The following is a 14,729-nucleotide window of genomic DNA, read 5'->3' on the forward strand; positions in this document are numbered from 1 at the left end:
GGTGCGCCTGAATAGACGCACCACGTTTTTTCATAGTAAATCGGCTGCGAGGCGCGCCAAGTTCGAGCGCTCCCCTTTGACGAGTTTGACGTGTCCCGTCATCTTCTCATTTTTAAGTCGTTCTACGGCGTAGGATAAACCATTGGAATACTCATCTAGATACGGATGATCAATCTGTTGTGGATCCCCGACTAACACGATTTTCGAGTTTTCACCGACACGTGTCAAAATCGTCTTGACTTCATGTTTCGTCAAATTCTGCGCTTCATCGATGATGATGAATTGTCCCGGCATACTGCGTCCCCGGATATACGTTAAAGCTTCCAGTTGAATCGTCTTCATTCCGGCGAGAATGTTACCTAGTTCGTCTCCCGATCCCGTATTGAAAAGGTGTTCAAGGTTATCGTAGATGGGTTGCATCCACGGACGAAGCTTCTCTTCCATTTCACCCGGCAAGTAGCCGATATCGTTTCCCATCGGTACGACCGGACGAGCAACGACCAGTTTTTTATATTTATGCTCGTCTTCCACTTGCAGGAGACCCGCAGCGAGTGCAAGTAATGTTTTTCCGGTACCTGCCTTACCAACGAGTGTCACAAGTGGTACATCGTCACGTAATAATAACTCAAATGCCATCCGTTGTTGGACGTTTCGTGGAATGACGCCCCAGACTTGATCGACATCGATCGAAAGTGCCCGAATGATTGGCAGGTTCTGATCAACGACGGCGATGGCTGAAGCTTTCGACATGTTACTTTTTAAGATGACGAACTCATTCGGTTGCACTTTTTCTGGCAAGACATCCACCGAAAGCCGTTTGTCCTGATAGAAGGCATCAATATATTCCTGATCGACGGTCACTTCGATGAATCCTGTATAAAGACCGGTCAAATCAGCGATATGATCTGTCATATAATCTTCAGCGACTAATCCATACGCATCCGCTTTGACGCGGACTAAGATATCTTTTGAGACGAGAATGACATCTCGTGGGGTCGCTTCGGTTTGTTGTTCCTGATGAATCGACCACGCCAGTTCAATGATCTTATTATCGTTCGATTCATGCGTAAACGGCGAACCTTCATGAATGGAGTCCCCAATATCGACGCGAAGAATACCGCCATTTCCGAGTGGTACTCCCGCATGAAGCTGACCCGTTTCTCGTAATTGGTCTAAAATGCGAGCTGTTTCTCGTGCATTACGTCCAACCTCATCCATGTTGCGTTTTTTTCCATCTAGTTCTTCTAATACGATCGCTGGTATGACGACGTCGTGCTCCTGGAATTGGAAAAGAGAAAGTGGATCGTGAAGCATGACATTAGTATCAAGTACGTATATTTTTTTCATTCCATCGTTCGCCCCTTTAGAGTCGAGTTTGTGATGAATGTTACGCTTTTAGGATGCGATGAACGAGTTGATCCAACCGTTCAGCTGCCTGTTCATCGTATGTTTTTTCGATAGTCGGTCGTTGTGTGACAGCTGCTCCGTAAAACAAGATGTCACGTACCTCCTCAACGCGTCCCTCATAAAAAGCGAGTGGCAACGGAAGGTCTTCTTGCGGCGTAAACGCCTTGACGTCCGTACACGTTAAGCTGTACGTCGACTGATCTGCAAAAAAGATCAATGTGAAGACCGGATGTCCTCGTAATGTTTTAACGAGATGAGAATCTGCTTCGATTGTAAAACGAACCGTTTGCGAATCCGTCGCATGTACCCAACTGATTGCGTGTGTGATGGGCCAATGTTTGGATTGATCATGCGTAATCAAAAAAACAAGTGGTAATTGCGATAGTGCTTCTAGTTGATCTGAGTTGAGCTGTTGTTCAACTTTATTTGCCATGACATCACCCCCTCTACGACTTAGTGATGATATTTCGAGATATACTTCTCGTTTCCCTTTTTTACATCTGAATAATCTTCTAATATGATATACTAAGAAAAAAAGGGAGGACCTGGCATGCGAGTGAAATGTACGATTTGCGATAAGCGTGAAACGATTGATGATTGGTCCTTCACGGCGAAGCGATTACGCAATAAACCTGTTCGTGTCCACATTTGTGATGAATGTCGATCACGCGTAGAAGAACGGACACTTGAACGCCACGCTTCTGGGCAATTCCATCTATACCCGACTTGGGAAACGAAACGAAAACACTGGTAAACAAAAGGTCTGCGGGGAAATTCCCTGACAGACCTTTTATTGTTCATCGATTGATACGAACGAGTCGATCATCATCTGCCGATGGATTCCCTCTTCCGTCCGTATTATTTGTAATATAGTAAATCGATGTCTCGTCAATCCAGACATCTCGAATCCGACCTTGATTTTCGACGATCGTCTTGACTTGCTTCGTCTCTAGATCGATGGTTTGTAATCGTTGTCCGACAAGTGTTGCAAAATAAAGTGTATTCTCTGCCGTTGCAACTCCACTTGGTGCAACAGATTGTTCTCCTACTTCATACCACGGCGTCACCAGTCCATCTGCTTGTTCTTTCCCTTCAATCGTCGGCCATCCATAATTCTTTTGTTCGATTCGGTTGATTTCATCGTGCCCACTTTGCCCATGTTCGCTTGCATACAGTTGATCATCGACGAAAACAAGTCCTTGTGGATTCCGGTGACCGAGACTGTAGACGTATCCTTTTTGATTCCCCTCGAACGGTTTCCCTTCAGATGTGATACGTAAAATCTTTCCTGCCAACGAATCAAAGTCTTGCGCCAGTTCGGGATTCGCTGCGTCTCCTGCTGTGACGTAGAGCGCGCCCTCAGGTCCCCACTCCAGTCGTCCCCCGTTATGAATCGTCGCTCCGGGAATATCATCGAGTAAGACACGTTCTTCCGTCCACTGATCACCCTCTTCTTTTATCGCGATGACGCGATTTGTCGCTTGTCCTTGTTTGGCGTACGTATGGTAGACGTATGCCGTCTGATTGTCCTTAAAATCAGGATCAAGTACCATTCCAAGCAATCCACCTTCTCCTTCAGCGAGGACATCCTCTTTCAGCTGAAGGCACATCCGTTCATAATCATCTTTTTCTCCTTTGACAATCGTTCCTTCTCGTTCCGTGATGTAAAATACCTCTCCTTCTCGGACAATATTCCACGGAGCGTTTAGTTCTTTAAATACGACACCTTCTTGTGCTTGAGATGATTGCGTCGCTTCTTGATCACCTGAATCCTGTTGATTGTTTTCTTGTGTCGTCTGATTCGTTTCCTCTGTTGACGATTCTTCTGACGTTTGTGTACAACCCATCAGAATACCCGCTAACAGGAGGGGTGATATGACATACTTGATCTTCAATGTTTTCTCCCCCTTTTAGTATTCTAGTTCCCGCTACGCTTTAAATCATGCATCTGAATTGGCTCAAAAAAAGAACGAACCTCCGAAGAGATTCGTTCTTTTGATTCATGACATGCTTCCGTCAAGAAGCTGTCCGTTCACGTTCACGCTTGACCATCCACATCCGGAAGCGATAAATACCAAGTACAAAGACCATCGCAAGGAGTACTTCAGGAATTGGCCATGTCCAGAAGACAAGCGTCAATGCTGCCGAGAAGACGGCGAGCAAGAGATAGACGATCAGTGATTTCCACCATGCTAGTTCCTTAGCAAATCCTAACTTAAAGACGACAAGTGTCAAGATGACGACGGTAATCATTAAAGGATAAAATCCCGCTTCGATGTTATTCGGATCACTTCCGATACCGAGAAGTTTCGCGATGAACGGAATATCGTATTTCGAGAAATCAGAAGCAACGGCAGCTTGTGCATTCATTGCCAGTCCCCCTATTCGTTCAAGACTTAATCTTTACCTAGACGACGACGTTTTTCTTGCTTTTCACGTTCGTTTTTGTTCAAGACTTGTTTACGGAGACGAACCGATTGTGGTGTGATTTCACAGTACTCATCTTCGTTCAAGAATGTCAACGACTCTTCAAGTGAGAAGACACGTGGACGTTTAAGAACGTTTGTTGAGTCTTTTGCAGATGCACGCATGTTCGTTAATTGTTTTGCTTTAACGACGTTGACAGCGAGATCGACATCACGGTTACATTCGCCGATGATCATACCTTCGTATACTTCAATACCAGGCTCGATGAAGATCGTTCCGCGGTCTTCAAGAGCTGAGATCGCGTAAGCAGTTGCTTTACCTGTTTCGATTGAGACCATAACACCACTACGACGTCCACCGATATCCGCTTGGATGAACGGACGGTATTCTTCGAATGTGTGGTTCATGATTCCGTATCCGCGTGTAGCAGAAAGGAATTCGTTACGGTAACCGATCAAACCACGTGAAGGAACGATGAATTCCATTTTTGTTTGACCGTTGTCCATTGTTTGCATGTTCGTCAATTCACCTTTGCGGAGACCGATCGATTCCATGACAGAACCTGTGTACTCTTCTGGTGTATCAATGACGACGCGTTCGAATGGCTCGACTTTGACGCCTTCTTCTTCTTTGATGATTACTTGCGGTTTCGATACTTGAATTTCGTATCCTTCACGGCGCATGTTTTCGATCAAGATCCCGAGGTGAAGTTCCCCACGACCAGAAACGATCCAGCGGTCCGGTGAATCTGTGTTTTCGATGCGAAGTGAAACGTCTGTTTCGAGTTCTTTTTCAAGACGCTCTTCGATTTTACGTGAAGTAACGAGATCCCCTTCACGACCAGCGAATGGCGAGTTGTTGACGATGAATGTCATTTGAAGCGTTGGCTCATCGATACGTAATAATGGGAGTGGATCAACGTGTGAAGTTGGGCAAACCGTCTCACCGACGTTGATATCTTCCATACCAGCGATCGCGATCAAATCTCCAGCTTTTGCTGTTTCGATTTCGACACGTTTTAGACCGAAGTAACCGAACAACTTCGTAACACGGAAGTTCTTCGTTGAACCATCAAGTTTTGAAAGCGAAACGCTATCGCCAACTTTGATTTCTCCACGGAAGACACGACCGACACCGATCCGTCCGAGGTAGTTATCATAGTCAAGCATCGTCACTTGGAACTGAAGTGGCTCCATTGTGTTATCGACAGGTGCTGGTGTGTGCTCAAGAATTAAATCAAGAACGTTTGTGATTGTATCTTCTTGTTTCTCTAATTCAGGTTCAAACGAACTTGAGCCGTTGACTGCCGATGCATAAACGACTGGGAATTCGAGTTGATCTTCGTCAGCTCCGAGGTCGATCAAGAGATCAACGACTTCGTCGACGACTTCAAGAGGACGGACCATCGGTTTGTCAATTTTGTTGACGACGACGATTGGTTGAAGTCCTTGCTCGAGTGCTTTTTTCAAAACGAAGCGTGTTTGTGGCATACAGCCTTCACGTGCATCGACGACGAGGATGACGCCATCAACCATACGCATGATCCGCTCAACTTCTCCACCGAAATCGGCGTGTCCTGGCGTATCAACGATGTTGATGCGTGTGTTTTTGTAGTCAATTGCAGTGTTTTTCGCAAGAATCGTGATTCCACGTTCCCGCTCGATGTCATTTGAGTCCATTGCGCGTTCTTCGACTTGTTCGTTCGTACGGAACGTACCAGACTGTTTTAAAAGCTCATCGACTAATGTTGTTTTACCATGGTCAACGTGGGCGATGATCGCAACGTTGCGTAAATCATTTCGTACTAATGTTGTCATAGGTGTGTACCTCTTTCTATTCATTTAAATAAATCTTATCATACTTTCGGTCAACTTTAAGAGTATAGCACAGGTAGAGTCCTAATTGGCAATGACTAAGATTCGACATCACTCCGAAAGCCTTTTCATTATCCTTCATTCACGCTACACTGTTAACGTACTCACGGGTAGAGGGGGAAAAGAACATGCGCCTGCTATTTTTATTACTAGCCATGCTTGCCGTAGGATCCATGGCAGCCATCGGCATCTTCATCGCGGAACAAAACGTACCGATGACGATCGCCTCTGTCATCTTAATGATTGTTGCGATGGGTGCCGGGTTCGTTTTAAAAGCACGTTTACGAAAACAAGCATGAACAAAAAGGTTCCTTTCGTTCAAGACGAAAGAAACCTTTTTTCAATCCTCTTGTGTTTGTACGAATGTCAACACATCTTCAACGAACGTCTGGCTCCCTGCTAGCACACTCGTTTGTTCGAGAAATGACATCGATTCACCTGTGATTGTTCCGACACGCCCACCGACCTCTTCAATCAATAACTGACCGGCTGCGTAATCCCAAGGCATATTACGCATCGTGATATACCCGTCAACACGCCCTGCAGCTGTCCATGCGAGTTCAAGTGATGCTGCACCGATTGCTCGTACACCTACCGCGTGTCGTACGAGTGGCGCAAGACGATCCGTATTGATCCGGCGATTTGGTGTCACCCAGGTCGCGTTCATACAGATGATTGCTTCTTTAACACTCCGCTCCTCGATTTGTGGTAATCGTATGCCGTTTTGATAAGCACCATGCCCTTTGATGACATGGAACAACTCGTCCGCCATGACATCGTAGACGAATCCATAACGTAACTCACCATCTATCATGATCGCAATCGAGATGGCAAACATTCGTTTTTGACGGATAAAGTTCATCGTTCCATCAATCGGATCAACGAACCAGATCGTGCCTTCGAGTGTATCGGGTCGAGCGATTCGCCCTTCTTCCCCATAAATATGATGATTCGGATAGCGATCTAAAATACCTTGAATCAATAAATCCTCGACGGCTTGATCAATCTCTGTCACTAAATCGCTTTTTCCGGTTTTTTGTTCGACGTGATACGAACCATCAATTTTTTCGCGAATGTACTTTCCCGCTCGTTTGATCAAATCTATCGCATCCAACTCAATCTGCATTTGAGTTCACTCCTTCATCGTAGTTTCCAGCTTCTTCTATAGTAACAAAAAAAGAAAACCAGCGAACAGCTCGCTGGTTGAAGAGTTGATATTTTATTATAAGGTAGAGATCGGAACGTTGAAATCAAGCTTCAAGACGTACCATCTCTTGACGATATTTTTCGAGGCGCTCTTTACTTGCGCCAACAGCTTCTGCGTCACTTGCCACCATCGCATCGTGTAATGTAGCAAGCTCATAATCGATTTCGAGACGCAATACAGGAATGCGTTTTTCTGCATCTTTTCTCTTGTATGCTTCTATCACTTGTTTCACAGTAACCACACTCCTTCGCGGGATAAACAGAGGTTTAATTTGTCAGACAATTGCGACTTATTAGTGGATTGAATCTATAATAGTACGATTCAACTTAGATGTAAAGCATCTAATTTTAAAAAATACAGTTTCACATATTTGTAAGGCCAACGTCTTGTATGTAGTATATAGCCGCTTCCTTTCCACTTTAAACAAATGTTGATCATTTCCCGCACATTTCCAGTCGGATTAAAAGATAAGACTCCTACGCGATCGCATAGGAGTCTTATCTTCATGATCCAATTATTTCTTCATACGAACAATCGGTTCTTCCTGACGTTTTGCTTGTTGCATCGTCCGATAACTCGAGCAACCGGTCTCTTCCATATAAAACTGATCCCACTGTTTTTCCTCGGATTTCGAGGTGACGATTTGCTTGAATTCACGATACGCTTCGAGCAATCGTTGTCGTTCAACACCTGTCTCATACGCTTGCTCGACTAAATTAAAGAAGTCGATGACTTTCACGATTTCTTCAGTCGACCAATCGGAATTGAGCGGATAATTCAATGCCATCATTCCCACTTCCTTTCTGCTCTTTTCTATTTTACACGGAAAAGAAGCATAAAACAGTTGCAACCGTCCGAAAACTTGTTATAGTTAGCTTGTTTGATTGTATTTTTATTCGGTTTTAAGGGGGGAAATCTGGTGCAAACAAAAAGCTTAACACAGCTCGATACACCTTTATTCGATGCGCTACTCGCGCATGCGAAACGTCAACCAATTCAATTTCATATTCCCGGTCATAAAAATGGTCAGGGAATGGATCCAGCCTTTCGATCGTTCATCGGTCAGAATGCGCTCGATATCGATTTAATCAATATCGCTCCCCTTGATGATCTCCATCATCCAAAGGCAATCATTAAGGAAGCTCATCAATTGGCAGCTCAAGCCTTCCACGCCGACGAAACGTTCTTTTCCGTACAAGGAACTTCAACGGCAATCATGGCGATGATCATGAGTGTCGTCGGACCTGATGATAAAATTCTCGTTCCTCGGAACGTGCATAAATCGGTGATGTCAGCTATCGTTCTTTCTGGTGCGCATCCGATTTTCATTCACCCTGAATTCGATGAGACATTCGGAATCGCGCACGGCATCACACCAAGCGCGGTAGAACGTGCCCTTGCACTTCATCCCGATACAAAAGCAGTACTCGTCATCAACCCGACCTATTTCGGCGTTGCTGGTGACTTAGAAAGCATCGTCAAGCTTTCCCATAGTAAAGGTATTCCGGTACTCGTCGACGAAGCACACGGCGTCCATATTGCCTTCCACGAAGATATGCCGTTGTCTGCGATGCAAGCAGGAGCTGATCTTGCCGCAACCAGCGTGCATAAACTCGGTGGCTCACTTACAGGAAGCTCTGTCCTGAACGTTCGTCGCGGACTTGTCTCTCCAGATAAAGTTCAAGCAGTGCTCTCGATGTTGACGACGACATCGACATCTTACCTGTTGCTCGCTTCTCTTGACTGCGCTCGGCGTCATCTTGCGATCAACGGTGAAGCGATGAATCGTCGGGCACTTGAACTTGCGACACGGATGCGCTTTGGATTAGCGAAGCTTCCTTATCTCGCTGTTTTCGGTGAATCCGATCTTCATTCGAGTGCGACGTTCGCCTTTGATCCAACGAAAGTGCTTGTTTCCGTCAAAGGGCTTGGCATTTCTGGTCACCTCGTCGAAGAGTTCTTACGTGAAGAACACCGGATCGAAGTTGAACTTTCTGATTTGAACAACATTCTCGTCATCATCACGTCTGGCGACTCAGAAGAGACGATTGATGCCTTTTTACATGCGATGTCATTACTTGTCGCACGTTATCAAAATAATGCCGCCGAGACGACTGATCATTCGATTGTTCTTCCAGACATCCCAGCGCTCGCTCTCAGTCCTCGTGATGCATTCTATGAAGAGACAGAGACGATTCCGTTGATCGATGCGGTTGGGCGGATTTCGGCTGAATTCATGATGGTATATCCACCTGGTATTCCTATCTTCATCCCAGGCGAAATGATCACGGCAGACAACCTTGCCTATATTAAAGAAAACATCGAAGCCGGTCTTCCGGTTCAAGGTCTTGAAGATCATTCGCTTGAGACGATCAAAGTCATTCAACAATCGAATGCGATTCGGTGAAGACAAGATAAAGCAGTAATCCTTAGTTAATGAGGATTACTGCTTTTTTTGTCATTTCATTCTGCGTACTCATCGTTTGGTGAACAAGGAATGAATGCTGCGAGTGCTTCACCGATTACTTCGACATCCTCTCGTTCAATCGCAAATGTACGAATTAAGACATCTCCATTCAACACATCCTGTTGATCGAGTAACGCTGACTGACCACCGGTTAAACTGACGACAAGTACTTTCCCGAAGAATTGTCCCGTACAGACGACAGCAAAATCATAGCGGGCGAGTGCGGTCGTCCAGCCGACAAAACGAACCTTATCCATTTCCGATACGTAATACAGCTCCTCTAAGGTAGTCACGGATTCCATGTGCGTCCACCCTCTCCGATTTTTACTTTTTCTTTTCCTTTTTTGTATCAAGACCAAACAAAAAAACACCTCATACACGGTCGGCTCCCCGTGTATGAGGTGTTTCGATATTATTTAATGATGTGGATTGGGCTACCGATTGCAACTTCAGCAGTTTCCATTGCGATTTCACCGAGTGATGGGTGTGCATGGATTGTGAGTGCGATATCTTCAGCTGTCATACCAGACTCGATTGCGAGTCCCATTTCAGCGATCATATCAGATGCGCCTGTACCAGCGATTTGCGCGCCGATCAAGAGACCATCTGATTTACGAGTGATCATTTTCAAGAAGCCGTCTGGCTCGTTGAGTGCAAGTGCACGACCATTCGCAGCGTAAGGGAATTTAGACGCGATGTAATCGAGTCCTTCTTCTTTCGCTTGTGCTTCCGTGTAACCGACTGTAGCGAGTTCTGGATCTGTGAAGACGACCGCTGGAATCGCGCTGTAGTCGAGGTATGCAGGGTGTCCTGCAGCTGCTTCAGCAGCAATTTTAGCTTCGAATGAAGCTTTGTGTGCAAGTGGTGGTCCTGGAACGATATCACCGATTGCGTAGATGTTTTCGTTTGAAGTACGGCACTGATCGTCGATTTCGACAAGACCACGGTCGCTGACTTTGACTTCTGCCATTTCAAGACCAAGATCACCAGTGTTCGGACGGCGACCGACAGTGACGAGGACGTAGTCCGCTTCAACTGTTTGTGCTTCACCGTTGACTTCGAATGTTACTTTAACGCCATCTTCCGACTCTTCCACACTTTGAGCAAGTGCTTCGTTGTGGATTGTGATGTTACCTTTTTGTTTGAGCTTTTTCTTAACGACTTGCGTCATAGCAGGCTCGAAACCAGAAAGGATGTCTTTTGTTCCTTCAAGAATGACGACTTCTGTATCGAAGTTCGCATACGCTGTACCAAGCTCCATCCCGATATATCCACCACCGATGACGATGAGTTTTTTCGGGATTTCAGGAAGGTTCAATGCGCCTGTTGAAGAAAGAACGCGTTTTGACCATTTGAAAGCTGGAAGTTCGATTGGAGTCGAACCTGTCGCGATGATACATTTCTTGAATTTGTAAGGAGTCGAAGAATCTTCGTTGATGATACGGACTGTATCTTCTGATTGGAAGTAAGCTTCCCCAACGACAGTCTCGACTTTGTTCCCTTTAAGAAGACCACTAACGCCGCCAGTCAATTTGTTGACGACAGATTGTTTCCAAGATTGAACTTTCGAGAAATCGACAGTTGCATTCTCAGAAGTGATCCCCATATCGCTTGAACCTTTAGCATGCTGGAAGTTATGACCTGCAGTGATCAAGGCTTTTGATGGGATACATCCAACGTTTAAGCAAACACCACCGACGTTTTCACGTTCAACGATTGTTACTTTCATACCGAGTTGCGCGCCGCGGATTGCAGCAACGTAACCACCAGGGCCAGCCCCGATTACGAGTAAATCTGTTTCTTGTGCGAATTCACCTACTACCATTGCTTATCCCTCCATGATGAGAAGTTGTGGGTCGTTCAATAGGCGTTTAACTAAGTTAAGCGCGTTTTGTGCAGTTGCACCATCGATGAGACGGTGGTCGAAGCTGAATGAAAGTGCAAGAACTGGTGCAGCAACGATTTCGCCGTTTTTAACGACTGCTTTTTCAGCGATACGGCCGATACCGAGGATTGCAACTTCTGGGTGGTTGATGACTGGTGTGAACCACTGACCGCCAGCAGAACCGATGTTAGTGATCGTGATTGATCCGCCTTTCATCTCTTCGCCAGAAAGTTTACCTTCGCGTGCTTTACCAGCAAGGTCGTTGATGTCGTCAGCGAGTGAGAAGATCGATTTACGATCTGCATCTTTAACGACTGGTACGACAAGACCGTTGTCTGTATCTGCAGCGATACCGATGTTGAAGTAGTTTTTGTAGACGATTTCTTCGTTTACATCGTCGATTGATGCGTTGATTGCTGGGTATTTTTTAGCAGCAGCAGTCAATGCTTTTACGACGAACGGAAGGTAAGTCAATTTCGTACCTTGAGCAGCCGCAACTTCTTTGAAGTTTTTACGGAGTGCTACGAGGTTCGTAACATCGACTTCGTCCATGAGTGTTACGTGTGGAGCTGTATGTTTCGAGTTAACCATTGCTTTCGAAATCGCTTTACGGATTCCTTTGATTTTCTCGCGTGTTTCAAGTTCAGGTTGAGCAGCAACGTATGGCTTAACTTCTGTTTTTGGTGCAGAAGCAGCTGCAGCTGGTGCTTTTTCTTCTGTTGCTGGTGCTTCAGAAGTTTGACCACCGTTTGCGAATGCATCGATGTCTTCTTTGACGACACGACCGTTGTCTCCAGAACCTTGGACTTCACGGATGTCGACACCTTTTTCACGTGCATATTTACGGACAGATGGCATCGCGATGACGCGTTCTGATTTATGGATTTGAACCTCGTTTGGTTTGTCTTCCACTTTTTGATCCGTATCTTGAACGTCTTTTGCGTTGTCTTCAGCTTTTGGTTGCTCTGCTTCTTCAGAAGGAGCAGAACCTTCGCCTTCGACTTCGAAAGTGATGAGGACGTCGCCAACGACAGCTACGACACCTTCGTCAACTTTTACTTCTTTAACAGTACCATCAACTGGTGATGGGATTTCAACGACTGCTTTATCGTTTTGTACTTCAAGAAGAACGTCGTCTTCCTTGACAGTGTCGCCCGCTTTTACGAACCACTTTACGATTTCACCTTCATGAATACCCTCACCGATATCCGGCAATTTGAATTCAAATAAACCCATTTGAATATGCCTCCTTTTAGTTCACTCTTCTAGTCGATTGTTATCTGTAAAAACGGAAGCAAGGAGAGAATGAACCCCTCTCCTTATTTTCCGAAATGCTCTTAGAAATTGTAGACAGTTTTGACTTTCTCAACGATATCTTTGTGATCTGGGATCCAGACGTCTTCACCTTGTGCGAATGGGAAGATTGTATCTGGAGCAGCAACACGAAGAATTGGCGCTTCGAGGTCAAGGATTGCACGTTCTTGGATTTCAGTTGCAACCATTGCAGCGATACCCGCTTGTTTTTGTGCTTCTTGAACGACGACGACACGGTTTGTTTTCTTGACAGAAGCAAGAATCGTATCGATGTCGATTGGGCTGATTGTCATCAAGTCGATGATTTCGACGCTGATGTTTTCTTTTTCGAGCTCTTCAGCTGCTTTAAGTGAAGCGTGTACCATCGCACCGTAAGTGACGATTGTTACGTCTGTACCTTCACGTTTAACATCAGCTTTTCCGAGTTCGATCGTGTAATCGCCCTCTGGCACTTCACCGCGGAATGAACGGTAGAGTTTCATGTGCTCGAGGAATACGACTGGGTCGTTGTCGCGGATTGACGCGATCAAAAGACCTTTTGCATCGTAAGGTGTTGAAGGAATGACAACTTTAAGTCCTGGTGACTGAGCCATGAGTCCTTCGAGGTTATCTGCGTGAAGTTCCGGTGTTTTAACACCGCCACCGAATGGTGAACGGATTGTAACAGGTGCACTGTATGTGCCGCCTGAACGGTAACGGAGACGCGCAAGTTGTGCTGCGACTGAATCGAATACTTCGAATACGAATCCGAAGAATTGGATTTCCATGATTGGACGGAATCCTGTCAGACTGAATCCGACAGCAAGACCACCAATACCTGATTCTGCAAGTGGTGTATCGAAGACGCGGTCTTCGCCGAGCTCATCTTGAAGACCTTCTGTCGCACGGAATACCCCACCGTTTTTACCGACGTCTTCACCGAACAAGAGAACTTGTTCGTCGCGTTTCATCTCGACGCGCATTGCGTCAGTGATCGCTTGGATCATCGTCATTTGTGCCATGGGTTATTTCGACTCCTTTGCTGTATACTCATCAAGCTGCTCTTGCAGGTTTTGTGGAAGCTTTTCAGCCATCACGTTGATGAAATCTGTAACTTTTTGTTTTGGTTCTTTGTCAGCTTGTGCAAGTGCTTCCTTAACGTCAGCTTTTGCTTGCTCGATGACTTCGTTCTCTTTATCTTCGTTCCAAAGACCTTTTGCTTCCATGAAAGCACGGAATCGGACGAGTGGATCTTGTGCTTGATACTCATCATCCATGTCTTTTGTACGGTAACGTGTTGGATCATCACCAGCGAGTGTGTGTGGTCCGTAACGGTAAGTCAATGTTTCGATCAATGTCGGAACACCGTTGAGTGCTTCAACACGCGCTTGTTTCGTAGCTGCGTATACAGCAAGAACGTCCATACCGTCGACTTGGATACCATTGATCCCAGCAGCGACAGCTTTTTGAGCGATTGTTTTCGCCATAGATTGTTTTTCGACAGGTGTCGAGATTGCGAAACGGTTGTTTTGAACGACGAAGATTGCAGGTGCTTTGAAAGCTCCAGCGAAGTTCATACCTTCATAGAAGTCACCTTGTGAAGAACCACCATCACCTGTGTAAGTGATTGCGACTTGTTCTTTACCGCTTTTCTTAAGACCGAGAGCAACACCAGCCGCTTGAACGATCTGCGCACCGATGATGATTTGTGGCATTAAGACGTTAACACCTTCAGGGATCTTACCACCTGTGATGTGACCGCGTGAGAACAAGAATGCTTTGTAAAGTGGGAAGCCATGGAAGACCATTTGTGGAATATCACGGTATCCAGGAAGAATCCAGTCATCTTTATCCAAAGCGAATTGCGTACCGATCATTGACGCTTCTTGTCCAGCTACTGGAGCGTAGAAACCAAGACGTCCTTGACGGTTAAGTGAGATTGCACGTTGGTCCCAGATACGTGTGTATACGAGACGGCGCATTAATTCCGTAAGCTCTTCATCCGAGAGGTCTGGCATAGCGTCTTTATTGACGACTTCACCTTTCTCGTCAAGAATGCGGAACGTTTCAAAGTTTTCTTCCACGTTTTTAAACATGTTTACGTTCATCTTTTCACCTCATCCTTTCACTGCGTTCAGCGAAATATTCCTCTGACTGATTTGCCCACAT

16 protein-coding genes are annotated in these 14,729 nt (G+C 45.6%); 3 read left to right on the plus strand and 13 right to left on the minus strand.

Annotated elements, in window-relative coordinates; genetic code table 11:
• Positions 1 to 30: 30 nt before the first annotated feature.
• Together N179_RS07245 and N179_RS07250 are read right to left on the minus strand one after the other, a co-directional pair.
• Complete coding sequence (locus N179_RS07245) at positions 31 to 1,347, minus strand: PhoH family protein (protein ID WP_023468837.1); 1,317 nt, start codon at positions 1,345 to 1,347, stop codon at positions 31 to 33.
• Positions 1,348 to 1,387: 40 nt separating this feature from the next.
• Entirely contained in the window at positions 1,388 to 1,840 is a 453-nt protein-coding gene (locus tag N179_RS07250) for a PNPOx family protein (protein WP_075642564.1), read from the minus strand.
• Positions 1,841 to 1,957: 117 nt separating this feature from the next.
• On the opposite strand from N179_RS07250, the gene N179_RS07255 reads away from it, so the two are divergent.
• Positions 1,958 to 2,161: a YlaI family protein gene (locus tag N179_RS07255; RefSeq protein ID WP_029342171.1), complete on the plus strand. Its 204-nt coding sequence runs from the start codon at positions 1,958 to 1,960 to the stop codon at positions 2,159 to 2,161.
• Between the two features lie 43 nt (positions 2,162 to 2,204).
• On the opposite strand, the gene N179_RS07260 is transcribed toward N179_RS07255, so the two are convergent.
• The 3 genes from N179_RS07260 to typA all read right to left on the minus strand — a co-directional run bounded on the left by N179_RS07260 (position 2,205) and on the right by typA (position 5,651).
• Positions 2,205 to 3,302, minus strand: coding sequence for a PQQ-dependent sugar dehydrogenase (locus N179_RS07260; RefSeq protein ID WP_083639923.1), 1,098 nt, complete (start codon positions 3,300 to 3,302; stop codon positions 2,205 to 2,207).
• 121 nt (positions 3,303 to 3,423) lie between these two features.
• On the minus strand, positions 3,424 to 3,777 hold the full coding sequence (locus N179_RS07265; protein WP_023468841.1) for a YlaH-like family protein: 354 nt from the start codon (positions 3,775 to 3,777) through the stop codon (positions 3,424 to 3,426).
• A gap of 26 nt (positions 3,778 to 3,803) precedes the next feature.
• A complete protein-coding gene (gene typA, locus N179_RS07270) occupies positions 3,804 to 5,651 on the minus strand; it encodes a translational GTPase TypA (protein WP_023468842.1) in 1,848 nt (615 codons plus the stop codon).
• A gap of 185 nt (positions 5,652 to 5,836) precedes the next feature.
• On the opposite strand from typA, the gene N179_RS16940 reads away from it, so the two are divergent.
• On the plus strand, positions 5,837 to 6,007 hold the full coding sequence (locus N179_RS16940; RefSeq protein WP_023468843.1) for a DUF5325 family protein: 171 nt from the start codon (positions 5,837 to 5,839) through the stop codon (positions 6,005 to 6,007).
• A 41-nt stretch (positions 6,008 to 6,048) separates the two neighbouring features.
• On the opposite strand, the gene N179_RS07275 is transcribed toward N179_RS16940, so the two are convergent.
• The 3 genes from N179_RS07275 to N179_RS07285 all read right to left on the minus strand — a co-directional run bounded on the left by N179_RS07275 (position 6,049) and on the right by N179_RS07285 (position 7,702).
• On the minus strand, positions 6,049 to 6,834 hold the full coding sequence (locus N179_RS07275) for an inositol monophosphatase family protein (RefSeq protein WP_023468844.1): 786 nt from the start codon (positions 6,832 to 6,834) through the stop codon (positions 6,049 to 6,051).
• 124 nt (positions 6,835 to 6,958) lie between these two features.
• The gene (locus N179_RS07280) at positions 6,959 to 7,147 is read right to left on the minus strand and encodes a hypothetical protein (protein WP_023468845.1); all 189 of its coding nucleotides are present in this window, start codon (positions 7,145 to 7,147) and stop codon (positions 6,959 to 6,961) included.
• Positions 7,148 to 7,429: 282 nt separating this feature from the next.
• Positions 7,430 to 7,702 (minus strand): UPF0223 family protein, encoded by a 273-nt coding sequence (locus N179_RS07285; RefSeq protein WP_023468846.1) that lies wholly within the window; start codon positions 7,700 to 7,702, stop codon positions 7,430 to 7,432.
• 132 nt (positions 7,703 to 7,834) lie between these two features.
• Here N179_RS07285 and N179_RS07290 point away from each other — a divergent pair, with 132 nt between their 5' ends.
• Positions 7,835 to 9,322, plus strand: a complete 1,488-nt coding sequence (locus tag N179_RS07290) for an aminotransferase class I/II-fold pyridoxal phosphate-dependent enzyme (RefSeq protein ID WP_035396697.1) — start codon at positions 7,835 to 7,837, stop codon at positions 9,320 to 9,322.
• A gap of 56 nt (positions 9,323 to 9,378) precedes the next feature.
• On the opposite strand, the gene N179_RS07295 is transcribed toward N179_RS07290, so the two are convergent.
• The 5 genes from N179_RS07295 to pdhA form a co-directional block, all read right to left on the minus strand.
• Entirely contained in the window at positions 9,379 to 9,684 is a 306-nt protein-coding gene (locus N179_RS07295; RefSeq protein WP_023468848.1) for an SAV0927 family protein, read from the minus strand.
• Positions 9,685 to 9,794: 110 nt separating this feature from the next.
• Positions 9,795 to 11,207 (minus strand): dihydrolipoyl dehydrogenase, encoded by a 1,413-nt coding sequence (lpdA, locus tag N179_RS07300; protein ID WP_029342176.1) that lies wholly within the window; start codon positions 11,205 to 11,207, stop codon positions 9,795 to 9,797.
• A 3-nt stretch (positions 11,208 to 11,210) separates the two neighbouring features.
• A complete protein-coding gene (locus N179_RS07305) occupies positions 11,211 to 12,503 on the minus strand; it encodes a dihydrolipoamide acetyltransferase family protein (protein WP_023468850.1) in 1,293 nt (430 codons plus the stop codon).
• Between the two features lie 101 nt (positions 12,504 to 12,604).
• Complete coding sequence (locus N179_RS07310) at positions 12,605 to 13,582, minus strand: alpha-ketoacid dehydrogenase subunit beta (RefSeq protein ID WP_023468851.1); 978 nt, start codon at positions 13,580 to 13,582, stop codon at positions 12,605 to 12,607.
• 3 nt (positions 13,583 to 13,585) lie between these two features.
• Positions 13,586 to 14,668, minus strand: coding sequence for a pyruvate dehydrogenase (acetyl-transferring) E1 component subunit alpha (gene pdhA / locus N179_RS07315; protein ID WP_023468852.1), 1,083 nt, complete (start codon positions 14,666 to 14,668; stop codon positions 13,586 to 13,588).
• Between the last annotated feature and the right edge of the window lie 61 nt (positions 14,669 to 14,729).

The organism is Exiguobacterium indicum HHS 31, from assembly GCF_001939065.1.
GTDB classification, from domain to species: Bacteria; Bacillota; Bacilli; order Exiguobacteriales; family Exiguobacteriaceae; genus Exiguobacterium_A; species Exiguobacterium_A indicum.